Origin of the sequence: Lactobacillus intestinalis, assembly GCF_024397795.1 — a bacterium.
Taxonomy (GTDB): domain Bacteria; phylum Bacillota; class Bacilli; order Lactobacillales; family Lactobacillaceae; genus Lactobacillus; species Lactobacillus intestinalis.
Genome location: NZ_CP072983.1, coordinates 1,199,536 through 1,220,799 on the forward strand (window position 1 = coordinate 1,199,536; position 21,264 = coordinate 1,220,799).

19 protein-coding genes are annotated in these 21,264 nt (G+C 36.0%); 4 read left to right on the plus strand and 15 right to left on the minus strand.

The annotated features are described in order from the left end of the window. Positions 1–40: 40 nt before the first annotated feature. The 4 genes from secA to KBW87_RS05605 all read right to left on the minus strand — a co-directional run bounded on the left by secA (position 41) and on the right by KBW87_RS05605 (position 5,177). On the minus strand, positions 41–2,440 hold the full coding sequence (gene secA / locus KBW87_RS05590; protein WP_255807057.1) for a preprotein translocase subunit SecA: 2,400 nt from the start codon (positions 2,438–2,440) through the stop codon (positions 41–43). A gap of 135 nt (positions 2,441–2,575) precedes the next feature. Next, positions 2,576–3,121 carry a ribosome hibernation-promoting factor, HPF/YfiA family gene (hpf, locus tag KBW87_RS05595; RefSeq protein ID WP_004045098.1) on the minus strand — a complete coding sequence of 182 codons (546 nt, stop codon included), beginning with the start codon at positions 3,119–3,121 and terminating at the stop codon, positions 2,576–2,578. An 80-nt stretch (positions 3,122–3,201) separates the two neighbouring features. Further along, positions 3,202–3,897, minus strand: a complete 696-nt coding sequence (locus tag KBW87_RS05600) for a ComFC family protein (protein ID WP_057810722.1) — start codon at positions 3,895–3,897, stop codon at positions 3,202–3,204. Continuing rightward, a complete protein-coding gene (locus KBW87_RS05605) occupies positions 3,894–5,177 on the minus strand; it encodes an ATP-dependent helicase ComFA (RefSeq protein WP_057810720.1) in 1,284 nt (427 codons plus the stop codon). The genes KBW87_RS05600 and KBW87_RS05605 overlap by 4 nt, the downstream gene beginning before the upstream one ends. Before the next feature lie 42 nt (positions 5,178–5,219). Between KBW87_RS05605 and KBW87_RS05610 the strand changes: the two genes are divergently transcribed. Further along, positions 5,220–5,882 carry a YigZ family protein gene (locus KBW87_RS05610; RefSeq protein WP_057810718.1) on the plus strand — a complete coding sequence of 221 codons (663 nt, stop codon included), beginning with the start codon at positions 5,220–5,222 and terminating at the stop codon, positions 5,880–5,882. A gap of 22 nt (positions 5,883–5,904) precedes the next feature. Here the strand turns inward: KBW87_RS05610 and KBW87_RS05615 are convergent, their stop codons facing one another. From KBW87_RS05615 to KBW87_RS05635, 5 genes are all read right to left on the minus strand, one after another. Then, positions 5,905–7,068, minus strand: a complete 1,164-nt coding sequence (locus tag KBW87_RS05615) for a glycosyltransferase family 4 protein (RefSeq protein ID WP_004045103.1) — start codon at positions 7,066–7,068, stop codon at positions 5,905–5,907. A 105-nt stretch (positions 7,069–7,173) separates the two neighbouring features. After that, a complete protein-coding gene (rny, locus tag KBW87_RS05620) occupies positions 7,174–8,805 on the minus strand; it encodes a ribonuclease Y (protein WP_057810716.1) in 1,632 nt (543 codons plus the stop codon). Positions 8,806–8,918: 113 nt separating this feature from the next. Next, the gene (gene recA, locus KBW87_RS05625; RefSeq protein WP_057810714.1) at positions 8,919–10,001 is read right to left on the minus strand and encodes a recombinase RecA; all 1,083 of its coding nucleotides are present in this window, start codon (positions 9,999–10,001) and stop codon (positions 8,919–8,921) included. A gap of 148 nt (positions 10,002–10,149) precedes the next feature. Then, a complete protein-coding gene (locus tag KBW87_RS05630) occupies positions 10,150–11,721 on the minus strand; it encodes a peptide chain release factor 3 (protein WP_057810712.1) in 1,572 nt (523 codons plus the stop codon). Continuing rightward, positions 11,721–12,590 (minus strand): hemolysin family protein, encoded by an 870-nt coding sequence (locus tag KBW87_RS05635; protein WP_057810710.1) that lies wholly within the window; start codon positions 12,588–12,590, stop codon positions 11,721–11,723. The genes KBW87_RS05630 and KBW87_RS05635 overlap by 1 nt, the downstream gene beginning before the upstream one ends. A gap of 111 nt (positions 12,591–12,701) precedes the next feature. Between KBW87_RS05635 and KBW87_RS05640 the strand changes: the two genes are divergently transcribed. Beyond that, positions 12,702–13,163, plus strand: a complete 462-nt coding sequence (locus KBW87_RS05640) for a hypothetical protein (protein ID WP_004045115.1) — start codon at positions 12,702–12,704, stop codon at positions 13,161–13,163. Here KBW87_RS05640 and KBW87_RS05645 read toward each other — a convergent pair whose 3' ends face one another. After that, positions 13,164–13,646, minus strand: coding sequence for a hypothetical protein (locus KBW87_RS05645; protein WP_057810708.1), 483 nt, complete (start codon positions 13,644–13,646; stop codon positions 13,164–13,166). It abuts the gene before it with no gap. A gap of 12 nt (positions 13,647–13,658) precedes the next feature. Then, positions 13,659–14,474, minus strand: a complete 816-nt coding sequence (gene recX, locus KBW87_RS05650; RefSeq protein WP_057810706.1) for a recombination regulator RecX — start codon at positions 14,472–14,474, stop codon at positions 13,659–13,661. Between the two features lie 123 nt (positions 14,475–14,597). Here recX and rlmD point away from each other — a divergent pair, with 123 nt between their 5' ends. After that, positions 14,598–15,977: a 23S rRNA (uracil(1939)-C(5))-methyltransferase RlmD gene (rlmD, locus tag KBW87_RS05655; protein ID WP_057810704.1), complete on the plus strand. Its 1,380-nt coding sequence runs from the start codon at positions 14,598–14,600 to the stop codon at positions 15,975–15,977. 353 nt (positions 15,978–16,330) lie between these two features. On the opposite strand, the gene KBW87_RS05660 is transcribed toward rlmD, so the two are convergent. Continuing rightward, complete coding sequence (locus KBW87_RS05660) at positions 16,331–17,287, minus strand: alpha/beta hydrolase (protein ID WP_157055155.1); 957 nt, start codon at positions 17,285–17,287, stop codon at positions 16,331–16,333. A 67-nt stretch (positions 17,288–17,354) separates the two neighbouring features. Between KBW87_RS05660 and KBW87_RS05665 the strand changes: the two genes are divergently transcribed. Continuing rightward, positions 17,355–17,639, plus strand: coding sequence for a hypothetical protein (locus tag KBW87_RS05665; protein ID WP_004045124.1), 285 nt, complete (start codon positions 17,355–17,357; stop codon positions 17,637–17,639). Here the strand turns inward: KBW87_RS05665 and KBW87_RS05670 are convergent. The 3 genes from KBW87_RS05670 to KBW87_RS05680 form a co-directional block, all read right to left on the minus strand. Beyond that, complete coding sequence (locus KBW87_RS05670) at positions 17,631–17,876, minus strand: hypothetical protein (protein WP_057810700.1); 246 nt, start codon at positions 17,874–17,876, stop codon at positions 17,631–17,633. The genes KBW87_RS05665 and KBW87_RS05670 overlap by 9 nt on opposite strands. 2 nt (positions 17,877–17,878) lie before the next feature. Beyond that, on the minus strand, positions 17,879–18,730 hold the full coding sequence (locus tag KBW87_RS05675) for a patatin-like phospholipase family protein (RefSeq protein WP_057810698.1): 852 nt from the start codon (positions 18,728–18,730) through the stop codon (positions 17,879–17,881). An 81-nt stretch (positions 18,731–18,811) separates the two neighbouring features. After that, positions 18,812–21,211 (minus strand): phosphoketolase family protein, encoded by a 2,400-nt coding sequence (locus KBW87_RS05680; protein WP_057810697.1) that lies wholly within the window; start codon positions 21,209–21,211, stop codon positions 18,812–18,814. Positions 21,212–21,264 lie beyond the last annotated feature (53 nt).

Below are 21,264 nucleotides of genomic sequence, written 5' to 3' on the forward strand. Positions count from 1 at the left end.
CAAAAAAGAGGAAGCTTGTCACTTCCCCTTTCTCTTATCATTAACGACTAAGATTTTGTCTAATTTCGGCCTTCATGAATAGACGAGTTACGTCGAATTCAATATTAGAAACCATTTCTTCAAACATTCTGTAACCAGAATCCTGATATTCAACTAATGGGTTAAGTTGACCATAGCCACGAAGTCCAATAGATTGACGTAATTGATCCATTGCATCAATGTGATCAGTCCAACGGTCATCAACGACACGCAAAATGACCACTTTTTCAAATTCTAACATTTGTGAAGGATCTGCCAATGCTTTTTCTTTTTCTTTAAAGTTTTCTTCAACGATCTTGTATAGCTTCTTCTTCAAATCTTCTACACTGATCGTCTTGTAATCAATTTTATCAGCAGTATTTTCAGAAGTTAAACTTGAAACAATGAAGTCACGAAGAGAGTCAAGACGCCAGTCACTTCTATCACCTTGGGTAAACATATCAACTTGGCTATTGATAGTTCTATGAATCATTGGAATCAAAATATTCTTTAAAGACTTATCAGCTTCAATGACCTGCATACGTTCACCGTAGATAATTTCACGCTGAATTCTCATAACGTCATCATATTGCAAAGTTTGTTTACGAGTATCGTAGTTATTACCTTCAACACGCTTTTGAGCTGATTCTACTTGACGAGTAATTAAACGACTTTCGATAACCTTATCATCATCATTATCTGATAAACGATCTAAGAAGTCTTTTACTCGATCTCCACCGAACCTCTTCATCAAATCATCTTCAAGAGATAAGTAAAAACGTGTATAACCTGGGTCACCCTGTCTACCAGAACGACCACGAAGCTGATTATCAATACGACGAGATTCGTGTCTTTCCGTACCGATAACTGCTAAACCACCAAGTTCTTTTACACCAGGCCCAAGTTTAATATCAGTACCACGACCAGCCATGTTAGTAGCGATAGTTACCGCACCACGTTGACCAGCATTCATAATAATTTGAGCTTCTTTGGCGTGGTTTTTAGCGTTCAAAACTGCATGAGGAATTCCAGCTTCATCAAGCATATGACTTAAACGCTCGGAACTTTCAATTGCTACAGTACCTACTAGGACAGGTTGACCAGTAGCGTGGCGTTTTTTAATTTCGTCCACTACGGCTTCAAATTTAGAATCTAAAGTTGGGTATAAGATATCTGGCATATCTTTTCTTGCAATAGGACGATTAGTTGGAATTGTGATAACTTGCATGTTGTAAATTTCACGGAATTCCTCTTCTTCAGTCTTTGCAGTACCAGTCATACCAGATAGTTTGTTATACATTCTAAAGAAGTTCTGGTAAGTAATAGTTGCTTGGGTCTTTGATTCTTCTTGAATCTTAACGCCTTCCTTTGCTTCGATAGCTTGGTGAAGACCATCTGAATAACGACGACCTTCCATTACACGACCAGTAAAAGAGTCGACGATCATTACTTCGCCATCTTGAACCACATAGTCAATATCCTTTAACATGATGTAGTTAGCGCGCAAAGCTTGATCAATGTGGTGAACTAACTTTTGGTTTTCAACATCATATAAGTTCTTAAGACCAAAGTGTTCACAAGCTTTTTCAATTCCAGTTCTAGTAAGAGAAATGGTCTTGGTTGGCCAGTCAATCTTGTAATCACCATAATCTTCGTCATCATCCGCATCGTCATCACTTTTATCTTCAGTCAAAGTCTTAACGAAACGATCTGCACGAATATAATCGCTATTAGCTTGTTCAGCTTCACCAGAAATAATCAATGGAGTTCGAGCTTCATCGATCAAGATAGAGTCGACTTCGTCGATAATTGCGTAGTTTAATGGGCGTTGAACCATCTGTTCTTTATATACAACCATATTGTCACGCAAATAATCAAATCCAAGTTCTGAGTTAGTTGAGTAAGTAACATCACAGTTATAAGCTTCACGCTTTTCATCAGGTGACATTGAATTCAAGTTAAAGCCTACTGTTAAGCCAAGCCATTTATAAAGTTGACCCATTTCACTTTCGTCACGGCTAGATAAATATTCGTTAACAGTAACAACGTGTACACCTTTTCCGCTTAAAGCATTCAAGTATACAGGCATTGTAGCCGTTAAAGTTTTACCTTCACCAGTCATCATTTCTGCAATATTACCAAAGTGTAAGGCAATACCACCCAAAATCTGAACGTGGAATGGATAAAGTCCTAACACACGCTTTGCGGCTTCGCGAGAAACAGCAAATGCTTCTGGTAACAAATCATCTAAAGTTTCGCCTTGTTCAAGACGCTTACGAAATTCCGGAGTTTTGGCCTTTAATTCGTCATCTGAAAGTTTGCTCATTTCATCAGCATAGCCTTCAACTTTAGATGCATATTTTTCAAATTTTTTCAGTTCTCTTTTATCATTGTCATATAGTTTTTTTAAAATATTTGCCATTAAATCGGTCCTTATTGTCGTAAAGTCTAGAAATACTAACTAATTTTACCATGATTGAAGGAAAATTAAAAATCAACTCAAAAAAGCTTCACATCTTATGTGAAGCCTTTTAATTCATTAGTTTGTCTTTTTTATTTATTCGTTAGTTTCAATCAAACCGTAACGACCATCGTTTCTACGGTAAACAATGCTTGTACCATTGGTTTCTGCGTCTTGGAATACAAAGAAGTCATGTTCCAACATATCCATTTGTAAAATAGCTTCTTCTGGATCCATTGGCTTCAAGTCAACTTGCTTATTACGAACAATATCAAATTCGCTTGGTTTCTTTTCTTCTTCTTCAGGAGCTTCAACAAAGAAATCTTCTAAGCCCCTTTCACGACTCTTTCTGTTTACACGAGTCTTGTATTTTCTAATTTGACGTTCAAGCTTTTCAGAAACAAAGTCAATGCTGCGATACATATCATCAGTAGTTTCTTCAGCTCTTAAAACCAAGTATGGTAAAGGAATAGTAACTTCTACTTTAGCCGAGTGATCACGGTAAACCTTTAAGTTTACATGAGCGATAACATCTTGGTTCAGATCAAAATATTTTTCCAATTTGTTCAAACGCTTTTCAACATAACTTCTTAAAGCATCAGTTACTTCGATATTTTCTCCGCGAACATTGTATTTTAACATATAAGATTCTCCTTTCACCGCTAAGCGGTTCTTGTTTACATATATATTATAGCAGAATATGTAAGCGGTTTACAAATAATCTACCGACAAATTGTAAAGCTTTTAATTACTGCATTAGGAAAGCCCTCTTGGAGTTTATCTCTAGCATGGTATAGAGTTGCGCCGGTAGTATAAATATCATCTAATAATATGATATTTAAATTATTTACATTTTCCCCTATTTTGATGTTTTTATCAATTAAAAAGCTCTGCGCACTCATTAGCCGCTCTTGGCGATTTTTTTCACCTTGAGCTTTACTTCCTGATTTTTTCTTTAAAATCGGGGTTAACGGTACTATTCCTTCAAAAATTGCACTTACCGTATCGAATTTTCTTTGCGCTTGATGCTCCGGAGAAGTAGGAATCGGCACATATAAATCTGCTGGCAGCTTTCTTACATAACTTTGACATAATTCCTTCAACACATGATGTAATTCAAAATCTCCATAACGTTTATATGCCACCATTAGGTCATGAAAATAATTGTTATACCGATAAAGAGCGATATTTTTCAAAAGATTTCCTTGGTATTTTTCTTGCCATAATTGACAGTCTGCGCAAATTTTTGCTTCCTCAGTATTTTTTGAACAAATTGGACAGGAAATTTTATTCAATTTTTCAAATTTACTCAAACAATGCGCACAAAGCTGGGACGGCGAAAGCTTAGTCAGAGAAAAAATTTGATGAAACATAATAGGCACAATAAACTCTTGATCACACAATAAACACTGATTCATTGATTCATCTCCCTGATTTGTTTAATAGCCTTACGAATATTTTTACTATATTTGTGATAACAATATAAAACCAAGCCATCAGGATCCTCTTTAGCTCGTCCCACTCTTCCGGCAATTTGTACCAAACTAGCAGTCGTATAAATTGGATCATCCGCAGCTACAATAATTACCCAAACATTTTTAAAAGTTACCCCACGTTCTAAAATCGTTGTTGTAACTAAAATTTGAAATTTCCTATCTCGAAAATCTTGAACTTTTTGAATTCTATCTGGATCACTGGCGTGGACCCCCGCAATCTTAATATTTTCAAGTTGCTTTTCACGCTGTAAAGCTTTCACATAAACAGGAATTTGTTCAATTCTAGGAACGAATAAGAGTAAAGGATGACCTTTTTTAATCGTATTAACGATCTCTTTCATAAGATTGGGATTAATTTGATTCTTTTTTAAATAAGCTCTTAGAAAGAGTTTTTCTTTGGGAACGGGTAAAAGACCGCCATGAAAACGACGATTTAGCTTTAATAGTTTCAGTCTTCCTTGTTTAATCTCCTGCAATAAATCTTCAGTAGGAGTAGCAGTTAAATATGCTCTTACTCCTTCTATTTTTACAGCTTGTTCAGCAGCAAAGTGAAGTTGCGGATCCCCTGCATACGGAAAAGAATCAACTTCATCGATAACTAATAAATCAAAGGCTTGATAAAACTTCATTAATTGATGTGTTGTACAAATAGTTAATTGGTCTAAGTCGGGCTCTTTAAACTCACGTCCATGATACTTGCCAATTTTCACATTAAAAAACGCCTCTTTAAATCTTGGATAAAGCTCATTAACTACATCAATTCGAGGTGTTGCGATACATGCTCGCTGCCCTTTCTTTAAGCACTCACTAATCAAATTAAAGAGCATTTCAGTCTTCCCAGCTCCAGTAACGGCATGTACTAAACTGTTTTCTTTATTTTGAAAGTTAAGCACCAATTGATCTGAAATTTGTTTTTGCAAAGTTGTTAATTCTCCATGCCAAGTTAAACCACCATTTTTCAATTTAGGAAAAGAGATATGTTCCTGATTGCGGACTAAATAATCTCCTTCCACTGCTCGTCCAATCCCAATACATTTTCGACAATAAAGTTTGCCATTTGGTAATTTGCTTTTTACAGCCGAGCCACAACGATTGCATTTTCCATTTTCAATAACTGTAATTTTGCTAGTTTCTTTAAATATGCTAGAATCCATTTGACTGCTCAGCCATTGACGGCCTGCCAGCAGTTTTATATTTTCCATATTTTTCACCCATTTATTAATACGCAAAAAGAGGCGATTTATTTGTCAACAAAAGATGATTTTTTAACAATTAAAGAAAATGGTAGTCATGAAATAGTGATCAAGAAAAGTAGATTTATTGCTAGTTTAGCAAGAACTAACACGGTAGAAGAAGCAAATAATTTTATCAAAAAAATAAGTAAAGAGCATCATGACGCAACTCATAATACTTTTGCTTATACAATAGGTCTTAACGACGATCAAGTAAAAGCAAGCGATAATGGAGAGCCTTCCGGAACCGCGGGCATCCCTGAGTTAAAAGCTTTACAACTAATGAATTTAAAAAACGTAACTGTTGTTGTTACTCGCTATTTTGGTGGAATTAAGCTCGGAGCAGGCGGATTAATTCGAGCATATTCCAACAGTGTTACAGAAGGTGTGGAACACATCGGTGTAGTAAAGCGCGTCTTACAGCAAGAATTAATTTTCCATGTTGCCTATAACAGATTTGATGAAGTAGATCATTATTTAAAAAATAATCAGATTTTCGTTGCTAACACTGATTATGGCGTCGATATTAAAATTAGCGTCTTTTTAAACGAAGATGATCAAGAAAGTTTCAAAAATGATCTAATTAATCTTTTATCAGGTAAAGTAGAATTTACTAAAGGTGAAAAGCGCTATAACGAAATACCTATTCAACACAATAACTATCACGAACAATAAAAATGAGCCATAAAGGCTCATTTTATTGTTTATTCTTTTTATTTTGCTTTTTCAATTGCTCTGGCTTTTCTTCTCCCAAATGCCAAACTTCAACTGTAGGATCTTTGGTACTTCTCTTATTAATAATTTTCTGAATAAGATGCATTAATGGTTTGTATTTTTCTCCCAACAAACCAATCGATTCTACAAACAATTCTAATGCAAATAAGAGCGCCACAATTAACGGCCAGACACCCCAAGTTGGAGAAAGCAAAAAAAGCAACGAGACAAATGAAAAGATTAAAGATAAGGCATAAATCGTCAAAACTGCTTGACGATGAGTTAAACCCATTTTCATCAATTGATGATGTAAGTGATGCTTATCTGCTTGAGAAACAGGCTGTTTATTTAGCCATCTTCTAATCATTGCATAAACAGTATCTGTAATTGGTACTCCTAAAATAATGATTGGGACAAGTAGGGAAATAAAGGTTACGTTTTTTAATCCTTTCAAGGATAAAACCGCAATCATAAACCCAATATATAGTGCTCCTGTATCTCCTAAAAAAATCTTAGCAGGATGAAAATTATAAGGTAAAAATCCTAACAAACATGCAGCTAACATAAAGCAAGCAATTGGCACATAAAGCTGATGCGTGTGTAAAAAGAAATATCCTACGATTCCCATCGTGATTAACGAAATCATAGAAACCCCATCAGCCAAGCCATCCAAGCCATCAATCAGATTTACAGCATTAGTTAAAGCCAAAATCCAAAAAATAGTAATTGGCAAACTCCACCAGCCTAAATGAACTTCATTATGAATGAAAGGCAAGTTGAGGACATTCATTCTGATTCCTGCTAAGAAATAAATGATTAAAGCCGCAACAAAAATTCCAATCATTTTTTGGCGTGGCTTTAATTCCAAAATATCATCAATCATTCCTGTTAAAACTACTACACTTGAAGCAAGCAAAACAGAAAATAATTCATGAGTGGGAAATTGCTCTCTTAAAAGCACAAAGGCTCCAATGTTATATGTAACAAAAATTCCCAATCCTCCCAGAGTAGGCATCGGTTTCTTGTTTACTCTTCTAGCATTGGGATTATCGACAGCCCCTAAAACAAAAGCTAAACGACGAATAAATGGTGTTATGGCAGCTTGAATAATAACTAAAAAGAATAATTCGACAATAATTTTAAACATATTCGGCTACTTTCCTTAATTACTTGTTTTCAATTATACAAGTAGTAAGATAATTCCTCAAATTTTGGTAAAAATAAAAGATGAATCTTCCAAGATTTATCTTTTTTATTTTGCAATTGCAACCACACGTTTTTCACGAATAACCGTAATTTTAATGTTACCTGGATAATCCAGCTCTTTTTCCACTTGATTACGAATATCTCGTGCTAATACAACAGTGCGATCATCTGAAATTTTATCAGGTTCTACCATTACGCGAACTTCACGACCAGCTTGAATAGCATAAGCTTGATTTACGCCTTGATAGCTCTTGGCTATCTTTTCTAATTCAGTCAATCGTCTAATATAATTTTCTAGACTTTCACTTCTTGCACCAGGGCGAGCCGAGGAAAGAGTATCTGCTGCAACAACAAGTTCAGCAATAAATGACAATTTCGGTACATCTCCATGGTGAGCGGCAATTGCATTAACTACTACGTCAGGTTCATGATACTTTCGAGTTAATTCAACACCAATTTCAACGTGTGAACCTTCAATATCATGATCGATGGCTTTACCAATATCGTGTAATAATCCCGCGCGAACCGCTAATTTTTCATCTAAACCAAGTTCAGCAGCCATAGCTCCTGCTAATTTACCAACTTCAATTGAATGAGCCAGTACGTTTTGACCATAAGAAGTACGATATTTAAGACGACCTAATATTTTAACGAGTTCTGGATTCATGCGATGGATTCCAAGCTCCATCAAAGCACTTTCACCCGCTTCATAAATATCATCATTAACTTCTTTTCTTGCCTTATCCACCATTTCTTCAATTCGAGCCGGATGAATACGACCATCTTTAATAAGACGTTGCATTGCACGTTTGGCAATTTCACGTCTAATAGGGTCAAAACCACTTAAGGTAACAACTTTAGGCGTATCATCGATAATTAAATCGATCCCTGTTAACGCCTCAAAAGAGCGAATATTTCGACCTTCACGGCCAATAATTCTCCCCTTCATCTCATCACTTGGCAAATCAACAACTGAAACTGTAGTTTCAGCTACTGTATCAGCTGCACTGCTTTGAATGGCATCGACAATTATCTGGTTAGCATAATGATCGGCCTTAGCTTTGATTTCTTCATTGCTATTTCGAATCATTTCCGCACGCTCTTTAACTAGTTCATCAGACAATTGATCTAAAACAAGCTTTTTAGCTCTTTCCTTATCTAATTCTGCCACTTCATATAGCTTTTGCCGTCTCTTTTCAATTAATTCGTCAGCAGCACTAATTTTTTTATCTAAATTAGCCTTTTGCTCCTTTAATTGGTTTTCACTTTGTGTGAGTTCACTTTCTCTTTCGTCCAATAAAGATTTTTTATGATCAAGAGTATCTTCTCGTTGTTGAAGTCGATTTTGTTGACGAGAAATATCATCTCGTTTTACATTCAATTCATCTTCAGTTCTTTGTCGATAATCTTGAATTTCTTCTTGGGCTTCCAGAATTTTTTCCTTTTTAGTATTTTCAGCACTTTGTTTTACAGCTTTAGCTGCTTGCTTTTGAGCATTAACCTCTGCTTGAGCAGCCGCAACTTGAGCTTTAGCATCCGCTAAAATATGGTCGGCATCGTTTTGAGCATTTTGAGCCTTTTTCTCCCATGAATTCTTACGAATACCATAGCCTGCACCAAAACCCACTACAATGGAAAAAATAGCAATTAGGGCGGGAATCAAAAATGTATTTGTCATGATTTCTATCGCCTTTTTTTAGATTATTTCACACAATTTAATGATAAAGAACATGCTAGCACATGTCAATTCGCAAGAAAAAACCTTGGAAATAAATTTCCAAGGTTTAAAGATTACTTCTTATCTTTTTTGTCAGCGTTATTTTGGGTTTCCTCACGCTTTTCTTTTACTTTTTCAGGATCTTCACGATCTGCAATTGAGTCTGCATCGATTCCAAAGCTTTGACGAACTTGTGTCTGAACATCTTTATAAATATCGGGATGTTCTTCCAAGAATTTCTTGGCATTTTCACGACCTTGGCCGATCTTTTCGTCTTTGTATGAATACCATGAGCCAGCTTTATCAATAATATCTTTTTCAGCTGCCATATCAAGCAATTCTCCACTTTGAGAAATTCCTTTACCATACATAATATCCACTTCGGCAACTTTAAATGGAGGCGCAACCTTGTTCTTAACAACCTTAAGTTTTACACGGTTACCAATCACATCCCCGGATTGCTTAATTTGTTCTGCACGTCTAACTTCAAGTCTAATAGTTGAATAGAACTTAAGTGCACGACCTCCAGGGGTAGTTTCTGGATTACCAAACATCACACCGACTTTTTCACGAATTTGGTTGATAAAGAGTGCGATAGTTTTAGTCTTTGAAATTGTTCCAGATAACTTACGAAGAGCTTGACTCATCAACCGAGCTTGCAAACCAACGTGTGCATCCCCCATATCGCCTTCGATTTCAGCACGTGGAACCAAGGCAGCTACAGAGTCAACAACCACAATATCAATGGCTCCACTAGAAATTAAAGTATCTGCAATTTGCAAACCTTCTTCTCCAGTATTAGGCTGTGACAAAATAAGTGAATCAATGTCCACCCCTAAAGCTTCGGCATATGCTGGGTCCATCGCATTTTCTGCATCAATATAAGCAGCTGTACCGCCTCGCTTTTGAACTTCTGCAACTGCATGTAACGCCACAGTAGTTTTACCGGAAGATTCAGGTCCGTAAATTTCTACAATTCGACCACGTGGATATCCACCCACACCAAGTGCCGCATCCAAAGCAATAGAACCTGTAGGTACAGTTGAGATTTGAGTATCTACCTTTTCACCCATTCGCATAACTGCACCTTTACCAAAGTTCTTCTCTATTTTCTTAAGAGCTGCATCCAAGGCAGCCTTTTTTTCGTCTTTGGCCAAATCCAATCCCTCCTAAAAAAATCTATCTTAATAATTATACTTTGACCCTCCATACTTTTGCAAGGAAAAAGCAAACAAACGTTTAACTTTTTTACCTCTATATTTAAGTACGCAATAAATCAAGCTTTTTCTTTTAGGAAGTTAAAAATTATAATTTTTCAGTTAATTTAACATCAGGATACTTATCATGGAAGAATCTTTCTGCAAACGCATTTTCAAACAAGAATAATGGGTTATCATAGCGGTCTTTCACTAATAAGTTACGCGAATTTGACATAGCAGGATCTAGTTGTTCTGGATCAATCCAACGAGCTACACGTTGACCAATACTAGTCATTTCAACTTCAGAATTATACTCATTTTGCATTCTAAACTTGAAAACTTCGAACTGCAATTGTCCAACTGCACCCAAAATATACTCATCTGTTTGGTAATTACGGTAAAGCTGAATTGCCCCTTCTTGAACTAGTTGGTTCATCCCTTTGTGGAATGACTTCTGCTTCATTACATTCTTAGCAGTAACGCGCATAAATAGTTCTGGAGTAAATTCTGGAAGCGCAGGATAAACAATTTTACGTTTGCCAGCATAGATACTATCACCAATTTGGAAATTACCAGTATCATACAAACCAACAATATCCCCAGCTACGGCATCATTTACTTGAACTCTTTCACTAGACATAAATTCAGTTGCATTATTCAAACGAATTGGCTTACCTGTTCTAGCTAAAGTTATATCCAGTCCTTTTTTGAATTCACCACTTCCAATTCTGACAAAAGCAATTCTATCACGGTGATGAGGATTCATATTAGCCTGAATCTTAAAGACAAAACCAGAAAACTCTGGATCTTCTGGACTTAATTCTTCATCTCCATTAACTGTATGGCTTTCAGGAGATGGAGCTAGGTCAACAAATGAATTTAAGAAAGTTTCAACTCCAAAATTAGTTAAAGCTGAACCAAAGAAGACTGGAGTTTGATCACCTAGAGCAATCTTTTCTGGATCAAACTTATTCCCAGCTTCTTTAACCAAATCAACTTCATCCAAGGTTTCTTTAAATTGAGGATCTTGACTTAAAGGTTCACTATCAGGTAATTTACCATCTTTATCCAACGGAATAAAACGATCATCACCATCTTTGTGATAAAGTTCCACGCGATTATTGGCAATATCATACAAACCCTTTAAAGTTTGACCTGAACCAATTGGCCAGTTCATAGCTACTCCTTCAATACCAAGCAAATCCTCAAGTTCCGCAATTAAATCAAGCGGTGGACGGCCATCACGGTCTAACTTGTTCATAAAAGTAAAAATTGGAATACCACGTTGTTTAACAACTTTAAATAACTTTTTAGTTTGTGGTTCAATACCTTTAGCAGAATCGATTACCATGACAGCAGAGTCAACAGCCATTAAAGTCCGGTAAGTATCCTCAGAGAAATCCTGGTGTCCTGGTGTATCCAAAATATTAATTCTCTTGCCTTGGTATTCAAATTGCATAACAGAACTTGTTACAGAAATACCACGCTTTTTTTCGATTTCCATCCAGTCACTAGTTGCGTAGTTACCGGTTTTACGTGCCTTTACAGTCCCGGCTTGTCTAATTACCCCACCAAATAAAAGCATTTGTTCGGTAATAGTAGTTTTACCAGCATCGGGGTGAGAGATAATTGCAAAGGTTCTTCTCTTTTTTACTTTATCTAAAAGCTCTTTATTCATTAATTTTCTAATTCTTCTTCCTTATCTAAATTTTCTGGAATAGTTAATAACACAGTCAATAACCTTGAACCCTTCATTCTTCGAGTTGTCAAAGTCATTCCATTTTCTAATTCAACATCTAATTTCTCGCCTTTTGCTGGAATTACCTTTAAAGTATTGATCATATATCCAGCAATTGTATCTACATCTTCCATATGTAGATCGGTTCCAAATTCTTCATTGAAATCATCTAGAGGCATCTTGCCATAGATAATATATTTGTTTGGATCAATTTGTTTAAATAAAACTTCCGCATGATCGACTTCATCATCGATATCACCGACAATCTCCTCAATTAAATCCTCAATTGTTGCAATTCCGACCACGCCACCATATTCATCAGTTAAAACAGCAAGTTGCCGCTGAGTTTGTTGCATCTCCACTAGCAATTCTCCTAATTCCATAGTTTCAGGCGCATACAATGGCGGCGTCATTACATCGTCATAATCAATATTATCAAAGCCAATTTTTCTTGCTTTTCTTAATACAGTTCGAATATGAATGATTCCAATAATTTGATCTTTATCTTTTTTATAAACAGGAATCCGAGAATATGGCTCACGCAAAATCTCATCCAGATTATCTTGAAATTTTACGCTTGCATCTATCATAAAGGCATCAGTTCGAGGGACCATTACTTCCCGAACCATCTTCCCTTGAAAATCCAAAATACCTTCTAGCATTGAATATTCTTTTTCAGAAATTTCGTTATGTGCATGCAGTTTTTCTATTTCTTGCTCTAAATGCTCTCTTGAATCAACTGTAGTTTCATTAGAAAATCTGCTTCTTAATTTACCAAATAGATTATCGGCAGCTGGTTCGCCACTCATAATTGTTTGCTCTCTTTCATTAAAAAATCATTCTGAATTAAACTTAATTATAGCATGGAGCACAAGTTATTATGCTAAAATAACACGTAAGAAATAGGGGGGATTATCATTATGAAAAAAAGTCACATCCTACTTGTATTTACATTTTTACTTTTAGTGCCATATATCTGCAGTTTAGCCATTATTGGGATTGGCTACAATGCCTTGGTTTTACATGCGGCAGATCCAGTTAGAACAATTATTGGAGCAACAATTGGGGCTTTTATTATGTTCGCAATCAAGGCGACTATTCAACGGCCAGTGGATTTACTAGCCATGGAAACTAGCGATGGCTTCATTAAGCAATCACTGCGATTTTTCAGCATTCGCCGTCGCTATTTTTTGCTTGTTGCCAACATCATCTTCGATTTCTGCCTATGCATTTTTGCCACAATTTTAGTACGTGATTTTTTAACACTAGATCAAATCGCTGGAACATCCGCAGGGATTGTTTTATTAATTATGTTCATTTCAACCTGTTTAGGAGCTTATGTTGAATATGACAATCTCTCTATTGATCCACAGCAACATTAATTATTCACTGGCCTTCAAATATAGAGTTTGGGTCAGTTTTTTATTACCTAAATCTAGATCTTGAACCACATAAGGAGTATCGCTATCTCCAATATTTTCGTAAACTTTAACTCCATTTTCAATTAACTTCTTCAAAAATGCCTGAATAGTTGCATTAAGAGGCATACTAAATGCACTTAAGCTTTGATTATCACTTTCTTCTTGAGCAACTTCTGCTTTTGGCAATTCAAATTTCATTAAGCCACCTGGAATATTTTCCACATTTGGTGCCAAAACTCCATACCAATACATAAAGTTTTCTGGTCCAAAAACAACCATGTTAGCACGATTATTTTCTAAATTATTGTCCTTTAAGAATTTTTGGAAAACTGGATCACTTTCCATTTGCATATTCGCTTGAGTAAAAGTCTTTTGTTCATCAATCAAACTGTCTGGAAATGGACGACCTACAAATGTAACTTTATCTAATACTTTTTTATTCATCGAAAAACTCCTTTAATAATCTTCTAGTTCATCAAGTGGAATAACTTCCCCATTTAAAAAGGCTTCTATTTCTCCTGATGAAAAGCCATGGGTATACAAATACCTCTTAATTTTAAACTTTCTCTCTCTTTCATCAAAGCGCCTAAATCGTTTATATGCTTTGATGCCTTGTTTTTTTAAAGCTTCCAATTCATCATCAGAGCTTGAACTCAAATCAAGTACAGAGATCACACTAGATATCATATCCGAATTAAAGCCTCGCGTCATCAGCTTCGTTCTTATTTTTCGCTCTAGTTCAGTTTTAGAAACGCTCCCTACTTTATTAGTTAAAGATTTAACAGCCTTCACCCCAGGATCAATCCACGAATCTTCATCAATTTTCTCCAATTCATTTTCAATGATGTCATTTCCAATCCCTTTTTTAGCAAGCTTATTTTGAATTGAACGTGGCCCTTCGCTTCCGATATTCAAATTTTGTTTGATAAATAATTGGGCATACTGCTCATCATTTAAGTATCCTAGAGAAACCAATTCATCTACTGCATTTTGAGTGGCTTCAAGTGAGATTCCCTTTTTCTTTAAATATTGTAAAACCTCATAAACCGTTCGCATTTCATAGCTTAAATACTTAGCAGCTAAATCGCTGGCTTTAGCGTTGGTATCAAATTCTTGAATTTTATTAATTTCTTCGTCAGTTAGTTCTTTTCCTTTTAAAAGCACAAATTCAGCCACTGTACGCTCACTAACTGAAAAAGCATAATGATTATCTAAAAACAAATTGTAGCGTCCTGGCCGCTTTTGGGCGCCTAATTTCGTAATAATTACCATCCTCTTCACCTCACTTACTATCTTTTCTCAATGCTAACAAATTTTCCTTTTGCTTGCTAAGAACTTTTCCTGCGTTGTACAATTAACTAACGTATTTTTAGATTATTGTAGAAAGAATTATCCATGAAGAATTTTAAACATCAAACTCATCAAAAAGAAAAAAATGTGATTGTAACCATTAAGCGCCTAGGCATTAATGGTGAAGGAATTGGCTACTACAAAAAGAAGATCATTTTTATTCCAGGGGCTCTTCCTGGGGAAGTTGTAGTCGTTAAAATTGTTAAAGACTATCCTCATTACCTTCAAGGAGAATTGGTACGGATTAAAGAAAAAAGTCCTGACCGTGTGAAGTTTCCTAAGGATGTTAATCCCGAAATTGGCGGATTAGAACTGGCTCACTTGGCTTATGACAAGCAACTTGAATTTAAAAAGGATAACGTTGTTGAAGCCTTAAAGAAATACCATCCCCGTGGCTATGCCAAATATAAAATCAAAAATACCATTCCTGCACCTGATCAATGGCATTATCGCAACAAAGCGCAATACCAAATTGAAAGAGAGCGTGGCAAGACTAAATTAGGGTTATTTGCACCTAACTCCCATCGTTTAATTGACTTGCCTACAATGCCTACTCAAAACAAGGATACACAAAAGACTGAACGAGCAATTAAAGATTTAATTGATAAATTTCATGTCTTTATTGCTGATCCTCGCAAGCATTTAGACGGAATTAAGACTATTGCGGTTCGTCAATCCGAAGCTACAGGAGAAATTCAAGTTACTTTAATTACTGTTGGTCATAAAATCAAAAACCTCATTCCTCTAGCCAAGGAAATCATGAAATTACCAAATGTAGTAAGCGTTTATCAAAATGAAACCGATTGGAATAACCCACAAGTCTGGGGTAATAAAACTGAGAAACTTCTTGGTAAAAATCAAATTACTGAAGAAATTTTAGATAAGAAATTCGCTCTTTCTCCACGTGCTTTCTTCCAATTAAATCCAGTTCAAACCACCACTCTTTATTCAGAAGCCTTAAAGCTTCTAGATCTAACTCCGGATCAAACTTTAATTGACGCTTATAGTGGTGTAGGTACTTTAGGAATTTTGGCTGCAGATCGAGTAAAGCAAGTAGTAGGAATTGAAACTATTCCTGAAGCGGTAAGGGATGCTAAACACAATGTGGAACTCAACCATATTAAAAATGCCGACTACTTCCAAGGCAGTGTTGAAAAAGTTCTTCCTCAGCTTCAAAAAGGTGGCTTAACAGTAGATGCTTTAATCGTAGACCCACCAAGAACTGGTTTAGCTAAAAGTTTGATCAAAACTTTGTTGCAAGTAAAGCCAAAGACTTTTGTTTACATTTCATGTAATCCATCTACTCTAGCGCAAGATTTGGTTCTTCTATCAGAAGCCTACGACGTTCGCGTGATTGAAAACGTTGATATGCTTCCTCAAACCCCACGTTGCGAATGTATCGTCAAACTTACTTTAAGAAACTAAAAAGCAGCTGCCAAATGGCAGCCGCTTTTTTGATCTAGCGGACGAGGTAGGTTATCAATTAATAGTTACGATTATCTAATGTTCATATTATTATGACTAAACAATGGCTTTCGCAACCAACATTAACATTCGCTTGTTCGGGTTTTTACGCTTAAAACGTAACATTTTAGAATTTATGCTTCAGCCATTTTTAAGTTGAAAACTAATAGGCTGACACCTCTATTTCTAGAGAATCTTTAAAAATCATACAATTCTTTTTCTGGAGATAAAAACTTACTTATATTGTTAATTCTATTTCTACCTCTCCCACGTCTTTATCATACCATATATGTAACCGCTTGCAAACATTTAAACTAGTTTTTAACATATTTATTTAAAAATCTCGCCACATGTTGTTCATATTGTTTAGGAGCAGTCTGATATGATTTAGCATGCTGAGCCTTTGGAACTATCCATAATTCTTTCGGTGACTTGGTAGCTTTATAATTTTGGTAAACCATCTTGGTTGGGACAAAAGTATCCTTTGCACCATGAATGAAAAGGATTGGTCGCGTATTTTTCTTTAATTGGTTAACAGAGGGGCCATCTTGGAAAAAGTACCCCACTTTAGTTTTATTAATACCACTAACAATTTCTACCATTGGAAAACGGGGAAAGGTTGGCATATGATACAAATCTTGCGCTTCATGTTCAATCTCATCTTTGACGCTAGTATAGCCACAATCTTCCACCACTGCTTTAACTTGTTTAGGGAGCTTTTCTCCACTTGTCATCATCGCTGTTGCTCCACCCATACTTACGCCAAAAAGGACTACTTTATTATTTGAACCATTTTTAGCTAAAACCTTATTAATCCATTTTTTGACGTCGCTTTTTTCAATCCAGCCATAGCCAATATATTTTCCCTCACTCTCGCCATGAGCTCGTGCATCGGGGAGTAGAACATTATAGCCTAGTTTATGAAATAAATAAGCATAAGCAGCCATAGTATCTTTATTATTCATATAACCATGTAAAATAACTGCAGTCTTGTTAGAGTTAGCCTTAGGAATATAATTAGCATCAAGTTTATAATTATCACTAGCCGAAGTCATATACCACTTCTGCTTTTTTTCCTTAAAATACCAACTCTTCTGCTTATATAGAGGATCACTCTTTTTCACAACGTTAGAATTTGCACTGATAAAGCCCTTTTTTTCGGGGACGCAGGCTACCTTGAAAAAATAAAAGCCAGCAGCCACCATACTCAAACATATACTTATTACAAGAGCTACTATTGACAGCCAGATGTTTTTCTTTTTAAACCTCACTTTTTCAACTCCATCCATAATAGATGCTTTTAGTATACCATTTAAAGAAAAGTATAGGTAATTAAAAATGAAATTAACTAATTTACTTCAATTAATAAATAATTTAAACCAGAACATTAACTTTTTCATTCGAATCAATGATACTCGCCTTCCACTTAGTAAAATCACTATTACTAACACTGAATGCTTAATTTATCCTGGTAAAAAAGCTTTAACAAAAGCTCAAATTCTTTCTCTAATCAAGAATCTTCATCACAAAGGAATCTCTCTAAAAATTGTTGATAAAGAAAAAAGAATTCCGATTTACGGAATTCAAATTAATTTAGAAAAATCGATTGTAACTTTAGTGTGAGTCATCGTTTTCTTCAGCTTCATGCTTACGCATCGCTAAATCATTCTTATGTAAGGTAATGAAAGCAATAATAGTTAGGGTTAAGCCACCAACACAAATTAAAAGCAATCCTATTGGAACTAAAAAATCCAGTTGCGTCTTATTTACAACTGCGCGAATCACCCATAAGCATACGCCGACTATCATTAAAGCAATTCCAATTGAAACCGAAGTGGTACTAGGACGATATTTTTCCATTTTTATTCTTCTTTCAAGTAATTAATTAGATCCGAAAGACGCTTGCGCGCTTCTTCCCTTCCAACTTGATAGACACGTGTAAGCTCTTTCTCATCACTTTCCATAGTACCAATTTTCAAAGGATATGGGGGCCGAATAGTGAAACATTTTCCAATTTTTTCTTCCTGTTCCATCTGATCCATTACTTGATTATAATCTTGAGAACGTGTTTTAATTTTTTCAAGAACAGCGGGATATTTGCGTAAAACCGCCTTTTTAATTGGCCAAAGTTTGTCGTGTTTCTTACGATAATTTTGGGGCTGAGTAGTAATAATGACTTTTTTATCATAGTTTAGCCTATTAAAAAAGGTCAGCGGAATTGAATCAGAAACACCACCATCAAAGTAATAGTTTCCTTTAATGGCAACGGGATGAGCAAAAAATGGAATTGAAGCCGAAGCCCTAATCCATTCCAAGTCGAGATACCCTGCATTAGTTAATTTATGATAAACAGGTTTCCCAGTTTCAGCATTTGTAGCCACACACCAAAATTCCATTGGATCTTTTTGAAAAGTTTCTTTGTCAAACTTATCCAGTTTGTCAGGAATGATATGATAACAAAAATTAGCCCCATATAAATTACCAGACTTACGCCATGACTTCCAACTGGCAAAGCGGGGGTTTCCTGCAAATTTTAAATTATAACGTAAAACTCGCCCGATTTGATGAGATTTATAATTAACCCCAAAAGCTGCCCCCGCAGAAACCCCAACTGCGCCATCAAACTTAATGCTGTTTTCCATTAAAACATCAATTACACCTGCGGTAAAGAGTCCGCGCATAGCGCCGCCTTCTAATACTAACCCAGCTTTCATAATTTCACCTCTTCTTTTTATTATTTTAGCGCAAAAAAATGCCTGATTCCTTTGAATCAGACATTTTTCTTTTAACTTATATTACTTTAAGCCTTCCCATTTCCACTCAGTAACTTCAGGCATATCTTTACCATTATCACGAATGTAATAGTGGTGCTTTTCAAGCAAAGTATTCATTTCATCAATAAAGTCAGCATTCTTGCCAGCCAATTTTGGAATGCTTTCAACAGCATCTTTTGCCAAATCAAAGCGATCAAGGTGGTTCAAGACACGCATGTCAAATGGAGTGGTAATATCACCATTTTCTTCGTAACAATGAATATGAACATTGTAACGATGTCTTGCAAACCAAATTGATTCCATCATGCTCTTATAGCCGTGCCATGCAAAGATGACTGGCACATCCTTTGGGAATAAGCGATTAAAGTCATGATCAGAAATTGCATTCTTATTGTCCTTTGGACTCATGAGTTTCATTACATCAACAACGTTGATGTAGCGAATCTTAAGATCTGGAAACTTCTTATGCAAAATGTCAATTGCGGCTAAAGTTTCAAGAGTTGGTTCAGTTTCAGTTGAAGCAAAGACAACATCTGGCTTAGCACCCTTATCAGTAGAAGCCCAATCAACATAACTCAAACCTTGATCTACCAACTTTTCAGCTTCTTCAATAGAGAACCATTGTGGACGAGGTTGCTTTGAAGTTACCAAAACATTGATACATTCGCGATCTTGGAAAGCCTTATTAGAAACAGCTAACAAAGTGTTAGTATCTGATGGCAAATATTCATGAACTAAATCTGGACGATTCTTTTCATACATATGAGTCAAAATACCAGGATCTTGGTGAGTGTAACCATTGTGATCTTGTTGGAAAACAGTTGAAGTCGCTACAAAGTTAAGGGATGGATAAGTGTGTCTCCAGTATTGTTCCTTAGCTTTTCTAAGCCACTTCATGTGCTGGGTAAGCATCGAATCCACAACTCTACCAAAGGCTTCATAAGTAGCAAAGAAGCCATGACGACCAGTTAAAACATATCCTTCTAAGAAACCTTCATCTTGGTGTTCAGATAATTGTGAGTCAATAATTCGACCACTTGGAGCCAAGTTTTCGTCATTTGGTTCATGAATATCTTCTTCCCATTGACGTTTTTGATTATCAAGGAGTTGGAATAAACGATTAGACTTTGATTCATCGGGACCAAATCCACGGAAAGTAGTTGGGTTGAGCTTAGCAATTTCATCCAAGTATTTTGCCCATTCAACCATGTCTTGAGCTTCCACTTCACCTGGCTTGTCAAACTTCAAAGCATACTTGCGATAATCTGGTAAGTTAAGTCGACTTGGATTCTTTCCGCCATTAGTGATTGGATTCATTGCCATACGGTGGTCACCCTTAGCAGTATTTTCAGTCACAATAGCCTTTGGAGAACCGTCTTCATTAAACAATTCATCAGGTTTGTAGCTTTCAAGCCAGTCGGTCAACATATCAATATGTTCCATATTATCTTGTGAAACTGGAATTGGAATTTGGTGAGCGCGGAAGGAATTTTCAATTGGATTACCATCTAAGTCTTCCTTTGGACCAGTCCATCCCTTAGGACACTGGAAAATAATCAATGGCCAACGTGGCAAACTTGCATCGTTATTTTCACGAGCATTCTTTTGGATTGCCTTAATTTCTTCAATTACTTCATCCATGGTCTTGGCCATTTCTTCATGAACTTGCATTGGATCCTTTTCACCGTCAAAACGACCACCCTTAAAGACAGAAACAAAGTGAGGATCCCAACCCATACCACGGAAGTATTCAGTTAATTCTTCATTACTCATTCTAGAAACGATGGTTGGGTTTGAAATCTTAAATCCATTAATTTGTAAAATTGGCAAAACTGCCCCATCATTAATCGGATTAATAAACTTATTGCTAAACCAACTTGCGGCAAGTGGGCCAGTTTCTGCTTCACCATCACCAATTTCAACAGCGGCAATGACATCTGGATTATCTAAAATTGCACCAGTTGCATGAGAAAGTGAATATCCTAATTCTCCACCTTCATGAATTGATCCGGGAGTTTCAGGAGCAGCATGAGAAGCAACCCCACCTGGGAAACTAAATCTCTTGAATAACTTAGCCATTCCCTTTTCATCTTGAGTAATTTCAGGATAACGTTGGGTATAAGAACCATCAAGATATGAATTAGATACCATTACCTGGCCACCGTGACCAGATCCTTCAATATAAAACATATCAAGATCATATTTTTTAAGTACACGGTTTAAATGCGCATAAATAAAGTTTTGCGGAGCAATTGTACCCCAGTGTCCAATAGGCTTTGGTTTAATATCTTCAGCCACTAAAGGAGTTTTTAAGAGTGGATTCTTCATTAAGAAAAGCTGGCCAACTGATAAGTAGTTAGCTGCACGCCAATAAGCATCAACACTCTTTAAGTATTCTTTTGAATCGTAATTAACTGCCATTTTTATTCTCCTTTGAGAAAACTTTTTGTCTACAGTTATAATAATACCAATTT

What these genes read in the sequence shown, in the direction of transcription:
- secA (WP_255807057.1), bottom strand. Translation starts at nt 2,440, where the DNA reads ATGGCAAATATTTTAAAAAAACTATATGACAATGATAAAAGAGAACTG.
- hpf (WP_004045098.1), bottom strand. Translation starts at nt 3,121, where the DNA reads ATGTTAAAATACAATGTTCGCGGAGAAAATATCGAAGTAACTGATGCT.
- KBW87_RS05600 (WP_057810722.1), bottom strand. Translation starts at nt 3,897, where the DNA reads ATGAATCAGTGTTTATTGTGTGATCAAGAGTTTATTGTGCCTATTATG.
- KBW87_RS05605 (WP_057810720.1), bottom strand. Translation starts at nt 5,177, where the DNA reads ATGGAAAATATAAAACTGCTGGCAGGCCGTCAATGGCTGAGCAGTCAA.
- KBW87_RS05615 (WP_004045103.1), bottom strand. Translation starts at nt 7,068, where the DNA reads ATGTTTAAAATTATTGTCGAATTATTCTTTTTAGTTATTATTCAAGCT.
- rny (WP_057810716.1), bottom strand. Translation starts at nt 8,805, where the DNA reads ATGACAAATACATTTTTGATTCCCGCCCTAATTGCTATTTTTTCCATT.
- KBW87_RS05630 (WP_057810712.1), bottom strand. Translation starts at nt 11,721, where the DNA reads ATGAATAAAGAGCTTTTAGATAAAGTAAAAAAGAGAAGAACCTTTGCA.
- KBW87_RS05635 (WP_057810710.1), bottom strand. Translation starts at nt 12,590, where the DNA reads ATGAGTGGCGAACCAGCTGCCGATAATCTATTTGGTAAATTAAGAAGC.
- KBW87_RS05640 (WP_004045115.1), top strand. Translation starts at nt 12,702, where the DNA reads ATGAAAAAAAGTCACATCCTACTTGTATTTACATTTTTACTTTTAGTG.
- KBW87_RS05645 (WP_057810708.1), bottom strand. Translation starts at nt 13,646, where the DNA reads ATGAATAAAAAAGTATTAGATAAAGTTACATTTGTAGGTCGTCCATTT.
- recX (WP_057810706.1), bottom strand. Translation starts at nt 14,474, where the DNA reads ATGGTAATTATTACGAAATTAGGCGCCCAAAAGCGGCCAGGACGCTAC.
- rlmD (WP_057810704.1), top strand. Translation starts at nt 14,598, where the DNA reads ATGAAGAATTTTAAACATCAAACTCATCAAAAAGAAAAAAATGTGATT.
- KBW87_RS05665 (WP_004045124.1), top strand. Translation starts at nt 17,355, where the DNA reads ATGAAATTAACTAATTTACTTCAATTAATAAATAATTTAAACCAGAAC.
- KBW87_RS05670 (WP_057810700.1), bottom strand. Translation starts at nt 17,876, where the DNA reads ATGGAAAAATATCGTCCTAGTACCACTTCGGTTTCAATTGGAATTGCT.
- KBW87_RS05675 (WP_057810698.1), bottom strand. Translation starts at nt 18,730, where the DNA reads ATGAAAGCTGGGTTAGTATTAGAAGGCGGCGCTATGCGCGGACTCTTT.
- KBW87_RS05680 (WP_057810697.1), bottom strand. Translation starts at nt 21,211, where the DNA reads ATGGCAGTTAATTACGATTCAAAAGAATACTTAAAGAGTGTTGATGCT.